Source organism: Streptomyces sp. NPDC001493 (assembly GCF_053597235.1).
The window spans coordinates 22,675-44,817 of the sequence record NZ_JBSFHV010000013.1; the positions used below are offsets into that span (position 1 = coordinate 22,675).

Sequence of the window (22,143 nt, forward strand, 5' to 3'; positions counted from 1 at the left end):
CCGCCACCCCCACCCCGGACAAGGCAGCACTCCTGTGGCAGAGATCATCACCGTCGAGGACCCCGACGACCCGCGCCTGCACGACTACACGGGCCTCACCGACGTCGAACTGCGCCGCAGACGCGAACCCGAGGAGGGCCTCTTCATCGCCGAGGGCGAGAAGGTGATCCGCCGCGCCGGTGACGCCGGATACGCGATGCGCTCCATGCTCCTCACCCCCAAGTGGACCGAGGTGATGCGCGACGTCATCGAGGCGGCCGAATCCCCGGTGTACGTGGTCACCCCCGAACTCGCCGAGCGGGTCACCGGCTACCACGTGCACCGCGGCGCGCTCGCCTCCATGCGGCGCGAGCCGCTGCCCGACGCGGCGGGGCTGCTGGCCGGTGCCCGCCGGGTCGCCGTCTTCGAGGACATCGTCGACCACGCCAACATCGGCGCCGCCTTCCGCAACGCGGCCGCGCTCGGCGTCGACACCGTGCTGCTCACCCCGCGCTGCGCCGACCCCTTCTACCGGCGGGCGGTGAAGGTCTCCATGGGCGGCGTCTTCCAGGTGCCGTGGACCCGGCTGGAGTCCTGGCCCGCGGACGTCGGGGTGCTGCATTCCGCGGGCTTCACGGTCGCCGCGCTCTGCCTCAGCGAACGGGCGATCACCCTGGACGAGCTCGCCGCACGGAAGGACGAGCGGCTCGCCCTCGTCTTCGGCACGGAAGGGGCGGGCCTCACCCCGAAGACCCTGGCCGCCGTCGACGACCACGTCCGCATCCCGATGGACGCAGGAGTCGACTCGCTCAACGTGGCCGCCGCCTCCGCCGTCGCGTTCTACGCCACCCGCCCGCGCCCGGCCTGACCCGGCCGGAACCGGTCACGGCACCGGGCCGACGGAATCAGGGCGACCGGACCGGGGCGACCGGATCACGGCGGCGGAGTCGAGGACCGGCCGCGCGTCCTACTGCCGGTCGGGCTGCTGAGCTTCGTGCCGCTGTGCGTCCTGCTGCTGAGCGTTCTGCTGCGCGGGCGAACCGCCCAGCCCGCGCGCCGGTCCCTGGCAGCCCTGGGCGGCCGCGATACCGAGCGCCACCAGCAGCGTCACCACCACGAAGACGAAGAGGCGCTGCCGCAGCAGCCGGGGGTTCGCCGGACGCCGCCCGGTCCCGGTCGGCCTGGCCCCGGGACGGGTGCCCGGCCTGCCGTTCGTACCGTTGGTCGGGCTCGGCCGGCGGCCCGGCGGCACCGCGCCGCGCGCCGGCCGGGGCCGGGCGCCACCGGGCCGGGACGCCCCCGAGCCCGGCCGGGAGGCGGAGACCGACGCCGAGGACGTGGAGCCGGACGCCCCCGGCGAACCGGACGGGCCGGACGCGGAGGCCGGCGAGGGGCGGCGGGCCTGCGGCGAACGCCCCGTGGACGGGCCTTCGGACCTGCGCGTCTGCTGCTCGGTGTACGGGCCGTCGAGCCGGCCGGTGGGCCGGTCGGCCTCGTGCGCGGAACGCTGGACGGGCGGACGGCTCTCGTGCAGCCCATGCGCCTCGCGCGCCGCGATCTCCTTGAGCCGCATCGACAGCTGCAGGGTGCTCGGCCGCTCCTCCGGGTCCTTCGCCAGACAGGCCCGCACCAGCGGAGCGAGCGCGTCGTGCACCTCGGCCAGGTGCGGCTCCTCGTGCACCACCCGGTACAGCATCACCTCGGAACTGCCGTGTCCGAAGGGGGAGTCCGCCGTCGCCGCGTACGCGAGGGTGGCACCCAGCGAGAAGACGTCCGTGGCGGGCGTCACCGCCGCGCCGCGCACCTGCTCCGGCGCCAGGAACCCGGGCGACCCGACCGCCGTACCGACATGGGTGAGGGTGCTCGCCCCGGTCGCCCACGCGATGCCGAAGTCGATGATCCGCGGGCCCTTGGGGGAGAGGAGGATGTTCGACGGCTTGAGGTCCCGGTGCACCACCCCGGCCTCGTGGACCGCGACCAGCCCCTCGGAGAGCGCGGCCCCGATCGAGGCCACCTCCGAGGCGGACAGCGGACCCTCCTCGGCGACCTTGTCGTGCAGCGAGGGGCCCGGTACGTACTGCGTGGCGAACCACGGCCGTTCGGCGTCCAGGTCGGCGGCCACGAGACGGGCGGTACAGCCGCCCCGGATGCGCCGCGCGGCGGACACCTCGCGCGCGAACCGGGACCGGAACTCCTGATCCTCCGCCAGGTCGGGGCGGATCACCTTCAGGGCGACCCGCTGCCCCCGCCGGTCCGAACCCAGATAGACGACACCCATCCCGCCGGCCCCGAGCCGCCGGTGCAGCCGGAACGAGCCGACGAGACGCGGGTCCTCGCGCCGGAGCCGCATCATCGCCATCGTCTGCCCATCCCCGCTGCCTGGTCCGCCTGACGAGGCACAGCTTACGTACCCGGCGCCCAGCGCGCTCAGAGGCCGCGCCTTCCCCCGGGAATCGATTGTCCGTACCGAACCGGACGTGTGAAGCACGGTCAGCAGTACGCCGATCCGGGCGATTCCGTACCCCTCCGGGCCCAAAGGGGCATCCCCGCACGGGGATTGGCGCACCGCCGCCGGGCACCGGCCGGACGGACGTCTCCCGCGGGTCCGCCCGGTGGTGCGACCGGGCAGGTCCCGGCCCGCCTCTCCCACCGCCGGAGAAGCGGCTTTCCCGCCCGATCCGGCGTGAGTGATGTCACCCGTTCCGCCGCTTTCCGGACGAACCCCACCCGGACACCCGTGGCCCGGCTCCACCCCCGTACGCCCGGTCTCCACCCAGGGGAGTACTCCGGCTACCCACAGCTCATCCTCCCGTAGGCCCGCCGATCGGTACGCGGGCATGACGCCCGCCCCGCACCGTCTCCCTAGGCTGGGAACGAACGGGGGCGGAACCCTCCCGGCCGGGACCGGTCGCCGACGTTCGCACCGGTCAGGAGAGGAACCATGTCGGACACGGCCACGCGGACCACGCTCCGCGCGCAGGGACGCAAGGCGTACGGAGCGTTCGGCGGCCGTCCGTCCGGCACCCGCCACCCCCTGGTGGCGGCGGCCATGGTCCTTCCCCTGGCGGCACTGCTGGTGGTCGTCTTCGGCGGCTGGGAATCAGTGGTCACACAGGCGTCGTCCGTGGGCGTGATGATGGGGCGCTGAACAGCGCCCCCCGGGTCCGGAAGAGCGGTCCGGACCGGGACATCCGGCCAACAGCCCCGTGGGGACGGGGGTACGGCGGACGACAGCGTTTGTCCGGCCGGCTGGGGAGCCGGCCGGACATCGCGCATTCCGGGACCCGGCACCCCCCGTAACCTGGGGCTTTGTCACGACTCTCCCCGGGGGACCCCTTGAGTGGCACCGAGGTCGTCACCACTCTGGGCGGCCTGCTCCACGCAGCCGCCCACCCGGCCGACGGTGGCTGCGGCTGCCCGCCGCCCCGGGTGCTCGCCGACCGCGCGGACGGCACCGTCGTCCGCAGCGGCCAAACGGTCGCGAAGGCCCACGCTCCGGGCACCGGCGGACCGGAGTTCGCCGCCCGCCTCGCCCTCGCCGCCTCGCCCGCGCTCGCCGGGGTCCTGCTGCCGCCCGTTCCCGTACCGCACCCCCTCCCGCGCGCGGACGGACGACCCGTCACCCTCTGGCCGTACGGGGAGCCCGTCGACCCCGCCGACCCGGAGGCCGCCCCCTGGGAGGAGGCGGCCCGCCTCCTCGCCCGCCTCCACCGCACGGCGCCCCCGGTGCCGTTGCCGCCGATGCGCGGACCCGCCAAGGCGGCCCTCGCCGTCGCCCGGATGCGGGCGGCACGCCCCGCCGGCCCCGGCCGCGACGAGGTCCTCGCCGCCTGGGCGACGCTGCCCCGGTGGGCCCGTGACGAGGCGCCGGCTCCGCCCGGCCGCGCGGGGTTCCTCTGCCACGGCGACCTCCACCTGGGTCAGCTGGTCCGTCACCCGGTCCCGCACGGCCCCTGGCTGCTGATCGACATCGACGACACCGGCACGGGTGACCCCGCCTGGGACCTCGCCCGGCCCGCCGCCTGGTACGCCGCCGGGCTGCTGCCCGACACCGTCTGGCGGCGTTTCCTGGACGCCTACCGCGCGGCGGGCGGCCCGGCCGTCCCCGCCACCGGCGACCCCTGGCCCGAACTCGACGTCCCCGCCCGGGCCCTCACCGTGCAGACCGCCGCCCTCGCCCTCGCCAAAGCGGCGGACGAGGGCCGGGAACTCGACGAGGTCGAGCGGCTGATGACCGACGCGTGCGCCCGTATCGCCTCGCTCCCGCCCGAGTTGGCACCACCGCGCACGTCGTAGGGTGAACCGACCGCCATCGGGCAGGAATTCCGATGGTGTACCACCGAACGGCGAGGAGCCGAGCCGATGATGCAGTGTCCGAAGTGCCACGCGCAGATGCACACGTACAACCGCAATGGTGTCCAGATCGAGCAGTGCAGCGGCTGCCGGGGGATATTCCTGGACTTCGGCGAGCTGGAGGCCCTGACGCGGCTGGAGTCGCAGTGGACGCAGCAGGCACCGCCCGCGCCGCCGGCCCCGCAGGCGTACCCGGCCGCAGGCCCCGCCTGGGGCGCCCCGCAGCACGGCGGTGGCCACTACGACCACCACCACCGCCAGAAGAGCTTCGGCCGGATGCTCTTCTCCTCCTGAGCCGGCGCCGCCGCCCGCCGGTCACGCCGGGCGGCGCTCCCCGGAACCCCCGAGCGTTCCGGACCTCAAGCGATCCGGCCCCCCGACGCGTTCAGGACGCGACCCGGCCGCGGGCACAGCGAAAACCCCGGTCGTGGGGACGACCGGGGTTTTCCGTGGTGCGCGATACTGGGATTGAACCAGTGACCTCTTCCGTGTCAGGGAAGCGCTCTCCCGCTGAGCTAATCGCGCAGGGTGAACCTGCGTGTACTGCGTGCGCGATACTGGGATTGAACCAGTGACCTCTTCCGTGTCAGGGAAGCGCTCTCCCGCTGAGCTAATCGCGCGGGGCTGACCTGCGTGTACTGCGTGCGCGATACTGGGATTGAACCAGTGACCTCTTCCGTGTCAGGGAAGCGCTCTCCCGCTGAGCTAATCGCGCGGGAATATCCTTGCGGACGAGTGGACGATACTGGGATTGAACCAGTGACCTCTTCCGTGTCAGGGAAGCGCTCTCCCGCTGAGCTAATCGTCCTTGGAGGTGGAGACGGGATTTGAACCCGTGTAGACGGCTTTGCAGGCCGTTGCCTCGCCTCTCGGCCACTCCACCAGAAGCAGGGGGTTCGGGAAGATCCCCCATTTCCTGCGAGCGGACGACCAGGTTCGAACTGGCGACCTCAACCTTGGCAAGGTTGCGCTCTACCAACTGAGCTACGTCCGCTTGTCTTTCCCGTTCCGCTTGCGCGTCCCGGCGACGTGTTGAACTCTAGCGGATTCCTGGGCCAGCACAAAAACGCGTTTGCGCAGCGTGCTGCGGCCCCCTCGCTCCACCCCGGTCCGAGGGCCCACGGACCTACACTCGACCGCGTGTCCGACATTGCCCCCATGGCCCGCTTCGGCGGCCTCGTCGCCTCCGGTCTGCGGGACGTGACCAGCGATCCCGCCGCTCTCGACTCCGCGGGCTTCTGGGCCGTATCCGCCGACTTCGAGGGGCGTGTCGTGTGCGCGCGCTTCTCCTCCGTACGCGAGGAGCCGGTGCCCCCGCCCGTCCCCGGAGCCTGGCGCGGCCCCGGTGAGGGGGAGTGGACCTCCTCGCTGGACCGCGAGGCCTACCAGGAGGCCGTACGGCGCGTCCGCGCGCACATCGCGACCGGCGGGGTCTACCAGGCGAACCTCTGCCGGGTGCTCTCCGCGCCACTGCCCGATCCGGACCACGCAGACGTGGACGCGCTGACGGCCCTCCTCGCGCGCGGCAACCCGGCTCCCTACGCGGGCACGCTCCGGCTGCCCGGCCACGGGGTCGAGATCGCGACCGCCTCCCCCGAGCTGTTCCTGTCGCGCGACGGGCGCACCGTCGAGTCCGGGCCGATCAAGGGGACCGGGCGCACCGAGGCGGACCTGCTGGAGAAGGACCACGCCGAGAACGTGATGATCGTCGATCTGGTCCGCAACGACCTGGGACGTGTCTGCGCCACCGGCACCGTGACCGTCCCCGACCTCTGCGTGGTGGAGAAGCACCCCGGACTCGTCCACCTCGTCTCCACCGTGCGCGGGGAGCTCGCGGAGCGTGCGGGCTGGCCGGAACTGTTCGGTGCCGCCTTCCCGCCCGGTTCGGTGAGCGGGGCCCCCAAGTCCAGCGCGCTGCGGATCATCGAGGAACTGGAAACCGCGCCGCGCGGCCCCTACTGCGGCGCGGTCGGCTGGGTCGACGCCGACCGGTCGGCCGCGGAGCTCGCGGTCGGCATACGCACCTTCTGGATCGACCGCACCGGGCCCGTGCCGCTCCTGCGCTTCGGCACCGGGGCGGGCATCACCTGGGGTTCCGACCCCGCGCGCGAGTGGGCCGAGACCGAACTGAAGGCGTCCCGGCTGCTGGCCGTGGCGTCCGGAGCGGAGTTCGCCTCCTGAGGGCCGCTGCCGCGGGGCGGTACCGCTTCCGTGTGCAGGGGTGACCCGGAGGCCCTCGGGCCGGTAGAACAAGTCCGGTGACCACGACCCTGCGGCCGACCGGGCCGACCCAGCAGAGCGCCGACGGCGCGCGGACCCGTAGTTACGACGTGTGCGACAACGGGCGCCCCGTCGGTACCGTCACCCTCTCCACCGACCCGTCCTTCGGCCCGGCCACCGGGGTGCTCGGCGGTCTCCGCATCGAGGAGTACCGCCGCAGGCGGGGGCGGGCGATCATCGCCTCGCTCGCCGCCGAAGAGGTGCTGCGGGACTGGGGGTGCGTGGAGGCGCGCGCCCGGATCCCGGCGGGGAACGAACCGGCGCTGCGGCTCGCCGCCGTACTCGGCTACACCGAACGCAGCCGCAACATGGACCGGCCGACGCCCGCGCACGCCCCCGCGCTGCCGCCCGGCCTGGTGGGGCGGCCGATGACGGCGGAGGAGTTCGCGCCGTGGCTGGCCGGCCGCCACGAGGAGTACGCGCGGGAGTGGGCCGAGCGCGGTGTCCCCCCGGAGCGGGCCCGCCGCAAGTCCGAGACCGACCACGCCCAGCTCCTCCCGCAGGGCCTGGCCACCCCGGGGGTGTACATCGACGTCCTGGAGCGCGAGGAGGACGGCCGGGCCGTGGGCCACGTCTGGCTCTCGGGACGCCCCACGGAAACCGGCACGACGATCGGGTACGTCTTCTACGTCGAAGTCGACCCGGCATTCCGGGGCCGGGGGTACGGCCGCGCCCTCATGGGGCTCGCCGACGGCATGGCGCGGAGCGCGGGGTACGACCGGATCGCGCTGCACGTCTTCACGTCGAACGTGCCGGCCCGGAGGCTGTACGAGTCGATGGGATACGAGCCCACCGCGCACAACCTGGTGAAAGCCCTGTAAGCGGCGGCGAATGGCGCGGGGCCGGACCGGTCAGCCCCGGGCCGCGAGCAGCCCGTCGACGAGGGACTCGATCCGCTCGCGCAGGCCGTCCTGGCTCTTCCCGCCGTCCAGACGCTCGCCGCCGACGACGTAGGTCGGGGTGCCGGTCACCCCGATCGCCTTTCCCTCGGCCTGGTCGGCGTCGACGATCAGCATGTGCCGGCCGTCGATCAGGGCCGTGTCGAACTCCTCCGCGTCCAGGCCGAGTTCACCCGCGACCTCCAGGAGCAGCGGCTCGCCCGCGCGGGACAGCTCGGCCGTGCGCCCGAGGACCGCCTCGATGTACGCCCAGTCCTTGCCCTGGGCCGCGGCCTCCTCGGCGGCCTGGGCCGCCGCGTACGCGTGCTTGTGCTTCTCCAGCGGGAAGTGCCGGAGCCGGATCTCGACGCGGTCGCCGTACCGGGCGCGCAGGGCGTGCACGTCGGTGAGGGCGCGGTGGCAGTCGGGGCATTCGAGCTCGCACCAGAGATCGACGACGACAGGGCTTGCGGGGGTGGAATCGCTCATGCGGCCAGTCTTTCAGCAGGTACGCCGACGGCCCAATCGGCGGCGCCCGAGTCCGCTCCGCCCGGCACCGAGCCGCCGCCCGGTCGGCTCCCGGCCGGCGTCGGGTCCCTCCCGGAGGAGGAGCCGGACCCCGAAAAGACCCTGACGCACGGCCGACGGCATGGCCCCGGTCACCCCGGGCGGTGCACGATGGAAGGGACGCCCGTTCCTGCCGCTGGAGGCTCCGATGATTGCCGAGACCATTTGTTCCGCGGCTTCGGCGGCGGGCCTGGGGATCGCCGCGGTGACGGCGTACCGCAAGCGGTTCCTCGCCGCGGCCCGGATCGCCGCGTACTCGCTCGTGCCGATCGGCCTCGTCCTGACGGGGGTCGTGGAATGGGTGGCCGGCATCGCGTTCGATCCGAGCGTGTGGATCGGCTTCCTGCTGCTCGGCGCCGCCTGGCTGCTCTTCGTCACCACACGGGCGGTGGAGCGCCGCCGCGGGCTGACCCGCGAGGAGCGCAAGGCCGCCCGCCGGGGCGGTGAGGACGAGCGGATCGCCCCCGCGGCCTCCGCGCCCTCCCTCCGGCAGGCGCCCACCGGACAGCGCCCCGCCACCCGCCCCGGCGAGAAGCCCGGCGGCACGGGCAGGACGGAGCCGGGGGACGACTTCAGCGACATCGAGGCCATCCTGAAGAAGCACGGCCTCTGAGCCCGTCCCCGGCCGCGCGAGCCCGTCCGCCCCTGAATTGATTCAGGCGGGGCTCCGGGGGTGCGCGGCCCGCCGCCGATTGAATCAATTCATGCGCCCGGCCCGGGTCCCGCTCCGACGCTGGTCCTCCGTACGATGGGCGGATCCGTCGACCGGCACGGCGGCCTAAGGCAGCAGTCGGCATCAGTGGGGCAGGACAAGTGGCGCGTGTGGCAGGGATCAAGGATGTGGCCCGTCGGGCCGGCGTCTCGGTGGGCACGGTCTCCAACGTCATCAACCGGCCCGAGGCGGTGCTGCCGGAGACGCGCGCCCGTGTGCTCGCCGCCATAGAGGAGCTGGGCTACGTACGGAGCGAGTCCGCACGCCAGCTCAGGGCCGGCCGCAGCCGCATCATGGCGCTGCTCGTCCTCGACATGGGCAACCCTTTCTTCGTGGACGTGGCCCGGGGCGCCGAGCGCGCCGCGCGGAAGGCCGGCCTGGGGGTCATGGTCTGCAACAGCGACCAGAACCCGGCCGAGGAGGCCGAATACCTCGGTCTCTTCGCCGAACAGCGGGTCTGCGGGGTGCTGGTCACCCCGGCGGACGCGAGCGGACGGAACCTGGAGTCGTTCGGCCGCCACCGGATTCCGTTCGTGCTGGTCGACCGGGTCGCCTCCGGTCCGGACTCCTGCTCCGTCTCCGTGGACGACGTGCGCGGCGGCGCGCTGGCGGTGGGCCACCTCGTCCAGGCCGGCCACCGGAGCGTCGCCTACGTCAGCGGCCTCGGCGACCTCCATCAGATCAGGGACCGCAGAGTCGGCGCCCTCGCGGCCCTCGCCGAGGCGGGCCTGCCCCCCGAGGCGCTCGTCGAGATCTCCTCCGACCGGCTCGACGTCGCCGCCGGCCGCGACGCCGGGGCCCGGCTGCTCGGTCTGGTACCCCGCCCCACCGCGGTCTTCTGCGCCAACGACCTGCTCGCCCTCGGCGTCCTGCAGGCGCTCTACGCGGCCGGGGTGCGGGTGCCTCAGGACGTCGCCATCGTCGGGTACGACGACATCGAGTTCGCCGCCGCCGCTGCCGTACCGCTCACCTCCGTCCGTCAGCCCGCCGTCCGGATGGGGCAGCTCGCGGCGGAGCTGCTGCTGGAGGAAGCGGACGACGACTCCGGCACCCACGAGCACCGGAGCGTGCTGCTCCAGCCCGAACTCGTCGTGCGCGCGTCCAGCGCCTCCGCCCGCTGACGGCGGGCCGCCCTGCGGCGGGGCCGGACCGCCGTCTTTCGAGCGCCTGGGGGAGGCTCGCACGGTCAAGCGATTTTCACACTTCTTCGAGGTGAACTCCCGGACCCAAAAACGGGGTTGATCTCCGGGGCGGCTCCGCCTGGGTCATGATCGCTACGAAATGTTGGACACATCCCGGGGCGAAGCCCCCGCACAGACCGTCGAAGAGCCCCGTGGCTGCCTCTTCGCTCTCTCCCAGCCCCCACTGATGATCTTCCTCACCGTGGTCGGCACCCTGCTGCTCATGGCCGCACTGCACGATCTCTTCCTGCTGTGAGCCGGGAACGACCCGTGAACCGGGAACGACCCGTGAACCGGGGGCGGCCCATGCGCCGGGGGTGCCCCGTGCGCCCGGGGCGGCCGACGAACGGACGGGGGCGGACGCGCGGACGCCCGCCCCCTCGCACGCTCCGCCCCCTCGCACTCTCCCGCGCGCCGAAGCGCCGCGAACCCGTTCCCGGACCACGCTCAGCCGGTCGCTTCCTTGCGCCGGGCCCGGTACGCCGCGACATGGAGGCGGTTCCCGCAGGTGCGGCTGGAGCAGTAGCGGCGGGAGCGGTTGCGCGAGAGGTCGACGAACGCCCGGCCGCAGTCGGGGGCCTCGCAGCGCCGCAGCCGCTCCTGCTCGCCCATGACCACGATGAACGCCAGGGCCATGCCGCAGTCGGCCGCGAGGTGGTCGGCGATCGAGGCGCCCGGCGCGAAGTAGTGGATGTGCCAGTCGTACCCGTCGTGATCGGTCAGCTGCGGAGTGGTGCCCGCCGCGGCGACCAGCTGGTTGACGAGATCGGCCGCGGTCCGGGCGTCGGTGGCCGCGAAGACGGCCGCGAACTTCGCCCGCACCTCCCACAGCGCCCGCAGGTCCTTCTCGCCGAGCCGGCCGACACCGCTGACGCGGTGGTGCGCCGCGAAGGCGTACAGCTCCGTGGTGCCGGCGATCCCGTCCGTGGGCCCGCCGTCGGGCGATCCGCTCTCCGGGGCGGTGTTCACCAGATCGACCACCGTGTCGAGGGCGATGCGGGTGTCGTGTGGGATCAGCACGCTTTGCTCCCTGGCCTCCGGCGGGCGCCGTGCCCGCAGATGCGGGCAGACTCTACTGGCTCGTACCGCCCGCGCGGGGGCCGGGACCGGCGGGCGGTACGCCGTCCGTACCCGCGTGCACGCGCCGGCGCCGCCACCGCGGTGGGTTCCGCGGTGACGGCGCCGGTTCCTGCCCTATGAGGTTGTCCGCGCGACGCCGTCTCCCCGAGTCGGACGGCGTCCCGCAGTTCGTCGCCTGGCTCAGTTTTCGGCCAGGATGTGTGAGAGCTCGGTGTCGAGGTCGAAGTGACGATGCTCGGTGCCCGGCGGAACCGCGGCGTCGGTCCTCTTCAGGAACGACTCCAGGGCCCGCGCCGGGGCTTCGAGCAGGGCCTCTCCCTCCGGAGAGCTCAGTGCGATACAGACGACGCCTTGGCCGTGACTACGAGATGGCCAGACGCGGACGTCTCCGGTGCCGGTGGGCCGGTGCAGCCCCTCGGCAAGGAGGTCACGGGCGAAAACCCACTCGACCGTCTCCTCCGCTCCGGTGTGGAAGGTGGCGTGCACGGCATAGGGATCGGCCGTGTCATACCGCAGGCCCGCGGGTACAGGCAGTGAGGACTCGCTCGACACAACGAGGCGCAGGTGCAGCTCGCAGCTGACCGTGGTGTTCATAAGCGCCAGGGCCTTTCGCTCAGTGTGCGCTCGGGGATTCGCACGTCGGCGAAATCGACATGCCACCTACGGTGGCGTTGTAAACCCCTCTGACCGTTTTGTGATGCTTCGAGTCCCCCGTGCAGCGGTGTGTAACTTTCCGTCATGCACCCATTCCAGTGACGGAGAGCGGTCGGGTAGGTTGAGCCCCATGAATGCGCAGAGTGACGAACGGGACGGAGCCGCGTCGGTCGCGGAGCCGGATTCCGTGACGGGGGACGTGACGGAACCGGAGCGCGAGCTGGGCTCCCGGGCTCCGGCCTTCATCAAGGCGTCGAAGCCGCTCCACCTGAGCTGGCAGGTGGGCGTTTTCGCCGTGGGCCTCGCCGTCGTGGCGGCGGGTGTGGCGATGCTGGTGCTGCCCGGACCCGGGTGGCTGGTGATCTTCGGCGGCATGGCGATCTGGGCGACCGAGTTCGTCTGGGCGCAGCTCGTGCTCCGCTGGACCCGGCGGAAGGTCACCGAGGCGGCGCAGAAGGCGCTCGACCCCAAGGTGCGGCGCCGCAACATCATTCTCACCGTGGCCGGGCTGGTGATCATCGCGGCGCTGGTGGGGGTCTACCTCTGGAAGTTCGGCCTCAGTCTGCCGTGGAACATAAGCGAGTGAACGCGGGGTGGTCCAGGAGCACCGCTGACATGCGGTAATGTTTGCGGTGCGCCCGGGCGATTAGCTCAGTGGGAGAGCGCTTCGTTCACACCGAAGAGGTCACTGGTTCGAACCCAGTATCGCCCACCCGGACGGAAGGCCCGAGAAACCGCAAGGTTTCCCGGGCCTTCCGCGTACGCGCGCCCGGAACGGCGGCCGTCACCGCATCCGGCCCAGGGCCTCCTTCACCCGCCGGGCGTCCCGCAGCCGCTTCTCGTACGTCGCGCCCACCGTGAGCAGCAGTACCCCGGCAGCCGCGGGCACCAGCCACCTCGGCAGCGCTCCCACCACCTGCACCACGTACGGGGCGAGCTCGTGCAGCCCGAGCAGGGCCAGCACCGCGCCGGCGAGGAGCAGTGGCGCCTGGAGGCGGGCCCGGGCCCCGGCCAGCGTCACCGCGAGAGCCGCGAGCCCCAGCAGCAGCGGGCGCACCCACCCCGGGTCGCCCCAGGCCGCCAGCAGGCTCGGCACCAGGGTGACCGCGAGCCCCGCGCCGTACGCCGTCCAGGAGGAGACCTCGTCCCCGGGGGTGGCGCGACGGCGCCGCAGCACCCCCACCGCCAGCGCCGGGACCGTCACCGGCAGGGTGTACGCCTCCGGGGCGGTGACCTCCGACGCCGCCAGCCGCACCCAGGACGCCAGCACGAAGAGCATCACCGCCAGGGCGCCCGCCACCTTCCGGCGTTCCGGCCGTACCGCCGTACCTGCGGCAAGCACCCCGGACAGCCCGAGCACCAGGGCGAGCGACGCGGGATCCGTGATGGCCAGGCCCACCGCCACCAGTGCGCCGAAGGCACCGGTCAGCTCCACCGGCACCGACACCGGGCGGCGCCGGAGCACCGCGCCGAGCAGCGCCGTGACCGCCGGGCCGGCCAGCAGCAGCGGCGCCCCGCGCGAGGCGGAGAGCCCCAGCGACCCGACGGCGGCGGCGGTCAGCGCGATCCCGCCGAGGACGGCGGTGCAGGCGGCCACCGAGCGCACCGGGCCCTCCGGCAGCCGGAGGGCCGTCGCGGCGAACAGCACCGTCAGCGCCGCCACCACGGCGTAGGTGGCCGCCTGGGAGGACAGCGCCAGTGCGGCCACGCTCGACGTCACCGCCAGCGCGCAGCCGAGCGCGGCCGCCCCGGCGGTGGACCGGGCCCGGCCCCGGGAGAGGCGCACCAGCAGCTCCAGCGCCCCCGCGACCAGCAGGATCTCCAGCACCGCCCCGGCGGCGTACGGGACGTTCGCGACCGCCGCCGCGACCAGCACCGCGCCGCCCGCCAGAGCCGGTACGGCCACCGGGGCCGCGCCCCGCCACCACGTCCAGAACGTCCCCGTCCGCGCGGCGGCCTCGGCGCCGTCCGTCCCGGTGGGCCGCACGGCCCACCGGTGGGCCGTCGCCCCCAGGGCGGCCACCGCCGCCAGGACCACCGGCGCGGCCATCGTCCACGACGGGAGGACCGGCCCGCCGAGCGCGTCCCGCAACCCCTCCGGGGCGCCCGCCCACACCCGCGTACCCGCCGACAGCGGGCCCATCAGGACCGCGGCCGCCCAGGGCACCGCCCAGAGCAGCGCCCCCGCGACCACGGCCGCCACCGCCGCGTCCACACCCCGTCCGGCTGCCGCCACGGAGAGCACCCGGCCCACCGGCAGCACCCGGGCCGCCGTCAGGAGCGCGATCCCCGCGAGCAGATAGGCCACGACAGCCCACTCCGACGGCAGCGCCGCCCGCACCACCCCACCGGTGCCGGCCACCCCGGCGAGGCCGCCGACGAGTCCGCAGGCCGTCGCGAGGCCGGCCGGTGTCCGCCGCACGGCGAGCAGCGCGGCGGCCCCCGCGAGCACCAGCAGCGCCCCCGGGGCGATCGCCGCGACCGGGTCCCCCGCCATCAGCGACCGGGCCAGAGCCAGCAGCAGCGCGCCCGACCCGGTGACCGCGAGGCAGACCAGGGCGGTGATCCGCACCCCGGACCGGACCGCCCGGACCGCGAGCACCCCGTCCAGCACCGCCGTGACCAGCAGCGCCCACCCGAAGGCGAGGGCCGGGGCGCCGGCGGCCACGCAGCCCAGCACCAGGGGCAGCTGACCCGCCACCACCGCCGCCGGAACCGGCAGCACCGGCCGGCCCGGCGTCAGGCCGTACCCCGCCCAGAGCGCGGCGAGCGCGGCCGAGGCCACGGCGGCGAACGCCGCGCCGTCGGTGCCGGGGAGCGCCACCGCGTGGAGGGCGTAGGCGTCGAGGAGTGTCAGCACGAGCCCGAAGGCGCCCAGTGCCTCCGCCGTGGCCCGCAGCCCGCGCCGCCGCAGCGGGACCGGGGCGACGAGGGCGGCGGCCGTCACGGTGGCCAGCACGGCCGAACGGCCGCCGATGCCCATCGAGCCCCAGCTGAACAGCGTGAACGCGATGGCGGCGACCGCGAGCAGCAGCCCGCCGAGGGCGAGCAGTACGTTCTGCGCGCCGCGCCCGGACGGAGTCCGCGCCGGGACGGGCGGGCCCCACGCCGGCGGCGGGGAGGCGAAGGCCGTGTGCGCGCGGGCGGGGCCGGCGCCGGCCGAGGCGCGCACGGCTTCGATCAGCCAGGCGCGGCGCTGGAGCAACTGCGCCCGGCGGGCGTCCAGATGGGCCAGTTCACGGTCGAGGAGCGCCAATTCCTCGGCAGGCGGCGGGACATGTTCCATGCCCGGAGTGTCCGGCCCGGACCGGGGTGCGTACATGTGTTCAGGTACTCACTTCTGGGAGTGAGTACCCGGGGCGGTCGCTCCCGGAGCGCGCCAGACTGGCTCCATGAATCCGAACCACTACCGGTTCACGAGCCTGTGGGACCTCCCCGCGCCGCCCGCCGCCGTCCTCGCGGTGCTGGAGAGGGGGGAGGAGTATCCGCGCTGGTGGCCGCAGATCCGCGAGGTGGCCCAGGTGGACTCGACCACGGGACGGGCGCGCTTCCGCTCCGTCCTGCCCTACGACCTGGTCGTCACGCTGGAGCAGGGCCGCAGCGATCCGGCGGCCGGAATCCTCGAAGTGACCATGCGGGGTGATCTGGAGGGCTGGGCCCGCTGGACCGTCACGGGCAGGGGCGACGGCAGCCGGGTGCGGTACGACCAGGAAGTCGAGGTCCACAAGCGGCTGATGCGGCTGCTGGCGCCCGTCGCCCGGCCGGTCTTCCGGGCCAACCACGCCCTGATGATGCGTGCGGCGAGGCGCGGGCTGACCGCCCGGCTCGACGGTGTCTGAGGGCCCGGTCCGGCGCGGGCCGACCGCCCGGCGCGACGCGGTTTGAACGAAGCCCGCCGGGCCCTGTATTGTTCAACCCGTTCCCGGGCGATTAGCTCAGTGGGAGAGCGCTTCGTTCACACCGAAGAGGTCACTGGTTCGAACCCAGTATCGCCCACCGGGAAAAGCCGGTCCGTCAGTCATGACGGACCGGCTTTCGCGCGTTCCGGCCCGCACCGGGAGGCGGCGGCCCGGCCGTTCACGCCGCGGCGGCCACCTCCGGGCGCGGACGCAGCGGCCACGCGGGGTCGACCCGCTCCGGGGTGCCGCTCCGGGCGAACCACGCCTCCAGCCCCCGCGCCTGCGCCGCGTGCCAGGCCACCTGGAGCGTGTGCAGCTCCGCCGGGCTCAGCCGCTCCAGCCGCGAGGTGAACCGACGGCCCACGGCGCGGACCAGCTCCATCGAGGCCGCGGCGTCGGCCGCCGCGTCGTGGGCCCCGTCCAGCACCACCCCGTACAGCTCGCAGAGGTCGGTCAGGGTGCGGCGGCCCTTGCGGTAGCGGTCCAGGTGCTTGTCGAGCACCCGCGGATCGACCACGCACAGCGGCACGTGCTCCAGATAGCGCGTGAGCGAGGACGCCCGGTGCCGCTTGAGTTCGCGGTCCAGCAGCGTCAGGTCGAAGGGCGCGTTCATCACGACCAGCGGACGGCCGGTCGCGCACTGCTCGGCGAGTGACCGTGCGATCTCCTCCACCACCGGAGCCGGCCACCGGCCGTTGCGCTGCAGGTGGTCGTCGGTCAGGCCGTGGATCTCGGTGGCCCCGGGCGGCACCGGTATCCCCGGATTGATCAGCCAGCGGGTCACCCGGGCCCGTCCGCCGGCGGTGTCCTGGACGACCAGGGCGGCCGAGACTATCCGGTCCTCCTCGACGTCGACCCCCGTCGTCTCCGTGTCAAATGCGGCCAACGGCCCCTCGAACCAGTGCATCATCCCCGAACTCCTCGCACCCGCACGGCAGATGGCGTGATCCCCCTGCCCGATATCGGTGATACCCGCAGTGTTTGCCTGATACGCCGTTTGCGGGCCGTCTCCTTCGGTGACAACACTTCTGACGGGAAAGGGAGTTGACCGGAGCCGTTCCGCGGTGCCGGTTGTCGTGCCGGCCCCCGTCGGAGTTGAAGCACGCCCACGACCGGAGAACTGCACAGCCCGGAAGGCATACGGAGCCATGGCGCTCGCGCAGCCCGACCCGGGGAGCACCGCCCGTGCCGCGGACCGCGAGAGAGGTCTGCCGGCCGGGCGGACCGCCCCCCTGCGGGGCACCCTCGCCACCACCGCCTGCATGGAGACCCTTCAGGTGGGGTATCTCCACGCCGTGGCGGCAGCGGCCGGCTGCTCCCTCTCGCAGCCGTTTCCCGACAACGGCGTCGACTGGCACCTCAGCCACGGCGCCCCGGCCCACACCGTCGACGACGAAGTGACCGTCAAGGTGCAGCTCAAATGCACCTACCAGCTCCCGCCGCACCCCCAGGGCGGGACCTTCCCGTTCACCCTCGACAACGCCCACCTCGTGAAACTCGCCCGGACCCCCGTGTCCGTGCACCGGATCCTGGTCGTGATGATCGTGCCGCGCGCCCAGGACGACTGGCTGCGCGCCGGACACGACCGGCTCGACCTGCGGCACTGCTGCTACTGGATCAACCTGGCCGGCCACCCGGTGACCGGCCGGCTCAGGACAACCGTGCGCATCCCGACCTCGCGGATCTTCGACGACCGGGCGGTCTGCGAGATCATGGCCCGGGTCGGGGCGGGAGGGAGACCCTGATGCACCGGTCGATGGACGAACCCGTCGGCGGCGGGACGGAGCCGGACACCCGGGCCCATCCGGCCGAGACCCCGGAGGTGCCGGTGCTCCGGGAAGCGGGGGAGACGCGGGAGGCGCCGGACCAGGGCGCGTCCGGTGCCCTGCCGGACCCGTCCGCCGTGGACCCCGCCGTCCTCGGGGCGCTCCTCGCCCGCCACGGCTGGTGCCTGCGCGGCGGGGCCGCCGGGCGCTACACCCGGTGGACCCCGCCCGGCCCGGCCGGCGGGCCCGCCAGCCTGCTGGTGCCCGCCACCACCGCGTTCCACGACAGCGAGGAGCTGCTCGCGGAGGCGGTCGCGGCCCTCGCCCGCAGCGCCGAACCCTCCGCCCGGGACGTCCTCGTCGCCCTCGCCGTACCCAGCGACGAGGTCCGCTGGCGGCGCGAGGTCCCCGAGCGGGCGCCGGCCGCCGCCGGTGCCGCCGGTGCGGTGGGCTGGGGCGAGGCGGAGGCGCTGCGCTCGGCGGCCCTGCGCGTCCTGCTGGCCGGCTCGCTCGCCGTACGCGGCCCCGCGGGCCACCACGGGGCCCGCCACCGCCGACGGGCCCGGGCGGCGCTGGACGACGTGCTGATCGGCCCGGCCCCGGGCGGACGCCGGCTCACCGCCTTCCTCCCCGTCGCCTCCGGCCGCGCCGTCGCGGGCCGGCTCTACCGGGCGCTGCACGCCGCCCGCGAGGCCGTCGACTACCAGCGGGCCACCGGCCGCATGGAGGCCTTCGACGCCGCCGTCCCGGCCGGCGTCAGCCGCGAGCTCACCGAGGCCCTGGTCGCCCTGGTCCGCGGCTCGGAGGGGGCCAGGATCACCGTCGACTGGGCGCCCGCCCGCGGTGCGCCCGACGACTGCCCGGCCCGTCCCGAACCGGTCGACTTCTCCCCGGGCGACCTCCCCGCGCTCCGGCTGGCCGGCACCCGCTACCGCCAGGAGGAGCCCTCCTTCCCGGTCCGGATCACCGGAGCCGTCGTACGGATGCGCCGCTCCGGGCCGCGCGGCCCCGGGACCGTGCGGCTGCGCGTCCTCGCGGGCGCCGAGGTGGCGCACGTGCGGGTCGAGCTGGACGAGGAGGCGTACCGCATCGCCGGTCACGCCCACCTCGTCGGACTGCCGCTGCGGGTGGAGGGGGTGCTGGAGAGCCGGGGCGGTTTCCGGCGCCTCACCGGCGCCACCCAGGTCGCACCGGTCCAGGTCGACGAGGCGGAGCGCGACCGCCTGATGAAGGCGCTCCAGGAGAATCTGGACTGGTTCGAGGAGGCGTGCGCGGGCGACGAGGGATAGCCCGCCGCTCCGGCCCGCCGGGCCGTCCTCGTTCGCGGGAGAAGAACGCAATGTGAATTAGCCTGCCCGGCTCGGTACGATCCCTGGAGCACGCGCAAGCAATGCGGTGCGCCCCCTGAGTCAGGAGAGACCGGTGTCAGACGTCCGTGTGATCATCCATCGCGATTCCGAGCGGGAAGAGCACGTGGTGACGACGGGCACGACGGCCGCGGAGCTCTTCCCCGGACAGCGCTCGGTCGTCGCCGCCCGCGTCGACGGCGAACTGCGCGACCTCGCGTACGCCCTCCAGGACGGCGAGACCGTCGAGCCCGTGGAGATCTCCTCCGAGGACGGCCTCAACATCCTGCGCCACTCCACCGCGCACGTGATGGCCCAGGCCGTGCAGGAGCTCTTCCCGGAGGCCAAGCTCGGCATCGGCCCGCCGGTCAAGGACGGCTTCTACTACGACTTCGACGTCGAGAAGCCGTTCACGCCCGAGGATCTCAAGGCCATCGAGAAGAAGATGCAGGAGATCCAGAAGCGTGGCCAGCGGTTCTCCCGCCGCGTCGTCACCGACGAGGCGGCCCGCGAGGAGCTGGCCGCGGAGCCGTACAAGCTGGAGCTCATCGGCATCAAGGGCTCGGCCTCGTCCGACGACGGCGCCGACGTCGAGGTGGGCGGCGGCGAGCTGACCATCTACGACAACCTGGACGCCAAGACCGGCGACCTGTGCTGGAAGGACCTCTGCCGCGGTCCGCACCTGCCGACCACCCGGTTCATCCCGGCGTTCAAGCTGATGCGCAACGCCGCCGCGTACTGGCGCGGCAGCGAGAAGAACCCGATGCTCCAGCGCATCTACGGCACCGCGTGGCCGACCAAGGAAGAGCTCAAGGCGCACCTGGAGTTCCTGGAGGAGGCCGCCAAGCGCGACCACCGCAAGCTCGGCAACGAGCTGGACCTCTTCTCCTTCCCCGACGAGATCGGCCCCGGTCTCGCCGTCTTCCACCCCAAGGGCGGCATCATCCGCCGGGCCATGGAGGACTACTCGCGGCGCCGCCACGAGGAGGAGGGCTACGAGTTCGTCTACAGCCCGCACGCGACCAAGGGCAAGCTTTTCGAGAAGTCCGGTCACCTGGACTGGTACGCCGACGGCATGTACCCCCCCATGCAGCTCGACGACGGGGTGGACTACTACCTCAAGCCGATGAACTGCCCGATGCACAACCTGATCTTCGACGCGCGTGGCCGTTCCTACCGTGAACTCCCGCTCCGCCTCTTCGAGTTCGGCACGGTCTACCGCTACGAGAAGTCCGGCGTGGTGCACGGCCTGACCCGCTCGCGCGGATTCACCCAGGACGACGCGCACATCTACTGCACCAAGGAGCAGATGGCCGAGGAGCTGGACCGCACGCTCACCTTCGTGCTGAACCTGCTCCGCGACTACGGCCTGACCGACTTCTACCTGGAGCTCTCCACCAAGGACCCGGAGAAGTTCGTCGGCTCGGACGAGATCTGGGAAGAGGCCACCGAGACGCTGCGCCAGGTCGCCGAGAAGCAGGGTCTGCCCCTGGTCCCGGACCCGGGCGGCGCCGCCTTCTACGGCCCGAAGATCTCCGTGCAGTGCAAGGACGCCATCGGCCGCACCTGGCAGATGTCGACCGTGCAGCTCGACTTCAACCTGCCGGAGCGCTTCGACCTGGAGTACACCGGCCCGGACGGCACCAAGCAGCGCCCGGTCATGATCCACCGCGCCCTGTTCGGTTCCATCGAGCGCTTCTTCGCGGTGCTCCTGGAGCACTACGCGGGCGCCTTCCCGGTCTGGCTCGCGCCCGTCCAGGCGGTCGGCATCCCGATCGGCGACGCCCACATCCCGTACCTCCAGGAGTTCGCCGCCACGGCGCGCAAGCAGGGGCTGCGGGTCGAGGTCGACGCCTCCTCCGACCGCATGCAGAAGAAGATCCGCAACCAGCAGAAGGCCAAGGTGCCCTTCATGATCATCGCGGGCGACGAGGACATGGCCAACGGCGCCGTCTCCTTCCGCTACCGCGACGGTTCGCAGGAGAACGGCATCCCGGTCGACGAGGCCATCGCCAAGATCGCCAAGGCCGTCGAGGACCGCGTCCAGGTCTGATCCCCGGCACCACACGAGTACGGCCCCCGGTACGGCGTCAGCCCGTCGGGGGCCGTTCCTCGTCCTCCCGCCGGAACACCTGGAGCAGCCACGACGAGAAGGAGCCCGTCACCGCACCCAGCAGGGCCAGCCCGCAGGCCATCAGCCCCGCCGCGACGATCCTGCCCTCCGGGGTGACCGGCACCGCGTCCCCGTACCCCACCGTCGTCAGGGTCGCGCACGCCCACCAGGCCGCGTCGCCGAACGTGCGGATGCTGGCGCCCGGCGCCGTGTGCTCCACGTGGTAGACGGTGAGCGCGGCGGTGACGCCGAGCAGGATCGCCGAGAGCCCGGCGTACGACATCACCCGGGCGTAGAGGCTCAGCCGCGGCTCGGCCCGGCGCTGCTGGACCGCCGTGTACACCTTCACCACGCGCAACGGCCGCAGCAGCGGCATCACCAGCACCAGGGTGTCCAGCCAGTGCGACCGTACGAAGCGGTGGCCCTGGCCGCTGAGCCGCACGCGTACGCCGTAGTCCACGACGAAGAGCGCCCAGGTCCCGTACACCAGCGCCAGGCCCACGTCCGGCCACGGGGCGCGGTCCCGGCCGGCCAGCACGTGCATCGCGTACCCCGAGAGGAAGAACAGCGAGGCGATCGCCATGGGCACCTCCGCGCGCTCCTCCCACCGGCCGAGCCGGGTCGGCGGGCGGGAGGCGGCGGAGCGGTCGCCCGTGGGGGCGGGGCGGTCGCTCGGGGACTCGGGGCGGTCGCTCATGGCCGCAAGCATCCCGCCGCCGCCCGGGGCCGGGCCCCGGCGACACGCACGCCGGGGGTGACGCCATATGCTGAACCGCATGACGAGTGAGCCCGAGCAGCAGATCGGAGTGGGGACGCCCGACGCGTTCCAGCGCCTGTGGACCCCCCACCGGATGGCCTACATCCAGGGTGAGAACAAGCCGAGCGGTCCCGGCGCGGACGACGGCTGTCCGTTCTGTACGATCCCGTCCAAATCGGACGTGGACGGGCTCATCGTGGCACGCGGCGAACACGTCTACGCGGTGCTCAACCTGTACCCGTACACCGGCGGCCACCTCATGGTCGTGCCGTACCGGCACGTCGCCGACTACACCGAGCTCGACGGCCCGGAGACGCTCGAACTCGCCGACTTCACCAAGAAGGCGATGGTCGCGCTCCGCGCGGCCTCCGGGGCGCACGGCTTCAACATCGGCATGAACCAGGGAGCCGTCGCCGGCGCCGGCATCGCCGCGCACCTGCACCAGCACCTCGTCCCGCGCTGGGGCGGCGACACCAACTTCATGCCCGTGGTGGGCCACACCAAGGTGCTCCCGCAGCTCCTCGGCGACACCCGCGCACTGCTGGCCGACGCCTGGCCGGCCGCCTGACGGACCGCGC

At 73.4% G+C, this 22,143-nt stretch carries 22 protein-coding genes and 8 tRNA genes; 17 read left to right on the top strand and 13 right to left on the bottom strand.

Annotated features, from left to right (window positions below; all coding sequences use genetic code 11):
- The first annotated feature begins 34 nt into the window (after nucleotides 1–34).
- Nucleotides 35–847: a TrmH family RNA methyltransferase gene (locus ACWCWD_RS19475; RefSeq protein ID WP_450774039.1), complete on the top strand. Its 813-nt coding sequence runs from the start codon at nucleotides 35–37 to the stop codon at nucleotides 845–847.
- Between the two features lie 99 nt (nucleotides 848–946).
- Here ACWCWD_RS19475 and ACWCWD_RS19480 read toward each other — a convergent pair whose 3' ends face one another.
- Nucleotides 947–2,338, bottom strand: coding sequence for a protein kinase domain-containing protein (locus ACWCWD_RS19480; RefSeq protein WP_450774040.1), 1,392 nt, complete (start codon nucleotides 2,336–2,338; stop codon nucleotides 947–949).
- A gap of 582 nt (nucleotides 2,339–2,920) precedes the next feature.
- Here ACWCWD_RS19480 and ACWCWD_RS19485 point away from each other — a divergent pair.
- From ACWCWD_RS19485 to ACWCWD_RS19495, 3 genes are all read left to right on the top strand, one after another.
- Nucleotides 2,921–3,127 (top strand): hypothetical protein, encoded by a 207-nt coding sequence (locus ACWCWD_RS19485; protein ID WP_450774041.1) that lies wholly within the window; start codon nucleotides 2,921–2,923, stop codon nucleotides 3,125–3,127.
- A gap of 188 nt (nucleotides 3,128–3,315) precedes the next feature.
- Entirely contained in the window at nucleotides 3,316–4,275 is a 960-nt protein-coding gene (locus ACWCWD_RS19490; protein WP_450774042.1) for a phosphotransferase enzyme family protein, read from the top strand.
- A 66-nt stretch (nucleotides 4,276–4,341) separates the two neighbouring features.
- Entirely contained in the window at nucleotides 4,342–4,626 is a 285-nt protein-coding gene (locus tag ACWCWD_RS19495) for a TFIIB-type zinc ribbon-containing protein (protein WP_327174743.1), read from the top strand.
- Nucleotides 4,627–4,782: 156 nt separating this feature from the next.
- Here the strand turns inward: ACWCWD_RS19495 and ACWCWD_RS19500 are convergent.
- The 6 genes from ACWCWD_RS19500 to ACWCWD_RS19525 all read right to left on the bottom strand — a co-directional run bounded on the left by ACWCWD_RS19500 (nucleotide 4,783) and on the right by ACWCWD_RS19525 (nucleotide 5,326).
- Nucleotides 4,783–4,857, bottom strand: a tRNA-Val gene (locus ACWCWD_RS19500).
- Between the two features lie 23 nt (nucleotides 4,858–4,880).
- A tRNA-Val gene (locus ACWCWD_RS19505) sits at nucleotides 4,881–4,952 on the bottom strand.
- Between the two features lie 23 nt (nucleotides 4,953–4,975).
- Nucleotides 4,976–5,047, bottom strand: a tRNA-Val gene (locus ACWCWD_RS19510).
- Nucleotides 5,048–5,068: 21 nt separating this feature from the next.
- Nucleotides 5,069–5,140, bottom strand: a tRNA-Val gene (locus ACWCWD_RS19515).
- Between the two features lies 1 nt (nucleotide 5,141).
- Nucleotides 5,142–5,215 (bottom strand) — tRNA-Cys (locus ACWCWD_RS19520).
- Nucleotides 5,216–5,253: 38 nt separating this feature from the next.
- Nucleotides 5,254–5,326: transfer RNA gene (locus ACWCWD_RS19525), tRNA-Gly, on the bottom strand.
- 164 nt (nucleotides 5,327–5,490) lie between these two features.
- Between ACWCWD_RS19525 and ACWCWD_RS19530 the strand changes: the two genes are divergently transcribed.
- On the top strand, nucleotides 5,491–6,513 hold the full coding sequence (locus ACWCWD_RS19530) for a chorismate-binding protein (protein ID WP_450774183.1): 1,023 nt from the start codon (nucleotides 5,491–5,493) through the stop codon (nucleotides 6,511–6,513).
- Nucleotides 6,514–6,590: 77 nt separating this feature from the next.
- Nucleotides 6,591–7,433 (top strand): GNAT family N-acetyltransferase, encoded by an 843-nt coding sequence (locus ACWCWD_RS19535; RefSeq protein WP_450774043.1) that lies wholly within the window; start codon nucleotides 6,591–6,593, stop codon nucleotides 7,431–7,433.
- Nucleotides 7,434–7,463: 30 nt separating this feature from the next.
- Here ACWCWD_RS19535 and ACWCWD_RS19540 read toward each other — a convergent pair whose 3' ends face one another.
- Nucleotides 7,464–7,979 (bottom strand): DsbA family protein, encoded by a 516-nt coding sequence (locus ACWCWD_RS19540; protein ID WP_450774044.1) that lies wholly within the window; start codon nucleotides 7,977–7,979, stop codon nucleotides 7,464–7,466.
- A 226-nt stretch (nucleotides 7,980–8,205) separates the two neighbouring features.
- On the opposite strand from ACWCWD_RS19540, the gene ACWCWD_RS19545 reads away from it, so the two are divergent.
- The 3 genes from ACWCWD_RS19545 to ACWCWD_RS19555 all read left to right on the top strand — a co-directional run bounded on the left by ACWCWD_RS19545 (nucleotide 8,206) and on the right by ACWCWD_RS19555 (nucleotide 10,206).
- Nucleotides 8,206–8,670 (top strand): hypothetical protein, encoded by a 465-nt coding sequence (locus tag ACWCWD_RS19545; protein WP_450774045.1) that lies wholly within the window; start codon nucleotides 8,206–8,208, stop codon nucleotides 8,668–8,670.
- A gap of 200 nt (nucleotides 8,671–8,870) precedes the next feature.
- On the top strand, nucleotides 8,871–9,890 hold the full coding sequence (locus ACWCWD_RS19550; protein ID WP_450774046.1) for a LacI family DNA-binding transcriptional regulator: 1,020 nt from the start codon (nucleotides 8,871–8,873) through the stop codon (nucleotides 9,888–9,890).
- Between the two features lie 160 nt (nucleotides 9,891–10,050).
- Nucleotides 10,051–10,206, top strand: a complete 156-nt coding sequence (locus ACWCWD_RS19555) for a hypothetical protein (protein ID WP_450774047.1) — start codon at nucleotides 10,051–10,053, stop codon at nucleotides 10,204–10,206.
- A 191-nt stretch (nucleotides 10,207–10,397) separates the two neighbouring features.
- Here the strand turns inward: ACWCWD_RS19555 and ACWCWD_RS19560 are convergent, their stop codons facing one another.
- Nucleotides 10,398–10,970: a CGNR zinc finger domain-containing protein gene (locus ACWCWD_RS19560; protein ID WP_450774048.1), complete on the bottom strand. Its 573-nt coding sequence runs from the start codon at nucleotides 10,968–10,970 to the stop codon at nucleotides 10,398–10,400.
- 240 nt (nucleotides 10,971–11,210) lie between these two features.
- Nucleotides 11,211–11,624 carry an SsgA family sporulation/cell division regulator gene (locus ACWCWD_RS19565; protein WP_003987206.1) on the bottom strand — a complete coding sequence of 138 codons (414 nt, stop codon included), beginning with the start codon at nucleotides 11,622–11,624 and terminating at the stop codon, nucleotides 11,211–11,213.
- A gap of 190 nt (nucleotides 11,625–11,814) precedes the next feature.
- On the opposite strand from ACWCWD_RS19565, the gene ACWCWD_RS19570 reads away from it, so the two are divergent.
- Both ACWCWD_RS19570 and ACWCWD_RS19575 read left to right on the top strand, forming a co-directional pair.
- Complete coding sequence (locus ACWCWD_RS19570) at nucleotides 11,815–12,270, top strand: TIGR02611 family protein (protein ID WP_450774049.1); 456 nt, start codon at nucleotides 11,815–11,817, stop codon at nucleotides 12,268–12,270.
- A gap of 54 nt (nucleotides 12,271–12,324) precedes the next feature.
- A tRNA-Val gene (locus ACWCWD_RS19575) sits at nucleotides 12,325–12,396 on the top strand.
- A 72-nt stretch (nucleotides 12,397–12,468) separates the two neighbouring features.
- Here ACWCWD_RS19575 and ACWCWD_RS19580 read toward each other — a convergent pair.
- Nucleotides 12,469–14,970: an SCO7613 C-terminal domain-containing membrane protein gene (locus ACWCWD_RS19580; protein ID WP_450774050.1), complete on the bottom strand. Its 2,502-nt coding sequence runs from the start codon at nucleotides 14,968–14,970 to the stop codon at nucleotides 12,469–12,471.
- Nucleotides 14,971–15,076: 106 nt separating this feature from the next.
- Here ACWCWD_RS19580 and ACWCWD_RS19585 point away from each other — a divergent pair, with 106 nt between their 5' ends.
- Nucleotides 15,077–15,523, top strand: a complete 447-nt coding sequence (locus ACWCWD_RS19585) for an SRPBCC family protein (RefSeq protein ID WP_450774051.1) — start codon at nucleotides 15,077–15,079, stop codon at nucleotides 15,521–15,523.
- 85 nt (nucleotides 15,524–15,608) lie between these two features.
- Nucleotides 15,609–15,680: transfer RNA gene (locus ACWCWD_RS19590), tRNA-Val, on the top strand.
- A gap of 81 nt (nucleotides 15,681–15,761) precedes the next feature.
- Here ACWCWD_RS19590 and ACWCWD_RS19595 read toward each other — a convergent pair.
- Nucleotides 15,762–16,493, bottom strand: coding sequence for an exonuclease domain-containing protein (locus tag ACWCWD_RS19595; protein WP_450774052.1), 732 nt, complete (start codon nucleotides 16,491–16,493; stop codon nucleotides 15,762–15,764).
- Nucleotides 16,494–16,731: 238 nt separating this feature from the next.
- On the opposite strand from ACWCWD_RS19595, the gene ACWCWD_RS19600 reads away from it, so the two are divergent.
- From ACWCWD_RS19600 to thrS, 3 genes are all read left to right on the top strand, one after another.
- Nucleotides 16,732–17,328: a DUF4365 domain-containing protein gene (locus ACWCWD_RS19600; RefSeq protein WP_450774053.1), complete on the top strand. Its 597-nt coding sequence runs from the start codon at nucleotides 16,732–16,734 to the stop codon at nucleotides 17,326–17,328.
- Nucleotides 17,328–18,638 carry a hypothetical protein gene (locus ACWCWD_RS19605; RefSeq protein ID WP_450774054.1) on the top strand — a complete coding sequence of 437 codons (1,311 nt, stop codon included), beginning with the start codon at nucleotides 17,328–17,330 and terminating at the stop codon, nucleotides 18,636–18,638. The genes ACWCWD_RS19600 and ACWCWD_RS19605 overlap by 1 nt, the downstream gene beginning before the upstream one ends.
- A gap of 133 nt (nucleotides 18,639–18,771) precedes the next feature.
- Nucleotides 18,772–20,748: a threonine--tRNA ligase gene (thrS, locus tag ACWCWD_RS19610; protein ID WP_450774055.1), complete on the top strand. Its 1,977-nt coding sequence runs from the start codon at nucleotides 18,772–18,774 to the stop codon at nucleotides 20,746–20,748.
- Nucleotides 20,749–20,785: 37 nt separating this feature from the next.
- Here the strand turns inward: thrS and ACWCWD_RS19615 are convergent, their stop codons facing one another.
- Entirely contained in the window at nucleotides 20,786–21,505 is a 720-nt protein-coding gene (locus ACWCWD_RS19615; protein WP_450774056.1) for a potassium channel family protein, read from the bottom strand.
- Between the two features lie 67 nt (nucleotides 21,506–21,572).
- Here ACWCWD_RS19615 and ACWCWD_RS19620 point away from each other — a divergent pair, with 67 nt between their 5' ends.
- Nucleotides 21,573–22,133: an HIT family protein gene (locus ACWCWD_RS19620; RefSeq protein ID WP_450774057.1), complete on the top strand. Its 561-nt coding sequence runs from the start codon at nucleotides 21,573–21,575 to the stop codon at nucleotides 22,131–22,133.
- Nucleotides 22,134–22,143 lie beyond the last annotated feature (10 nt).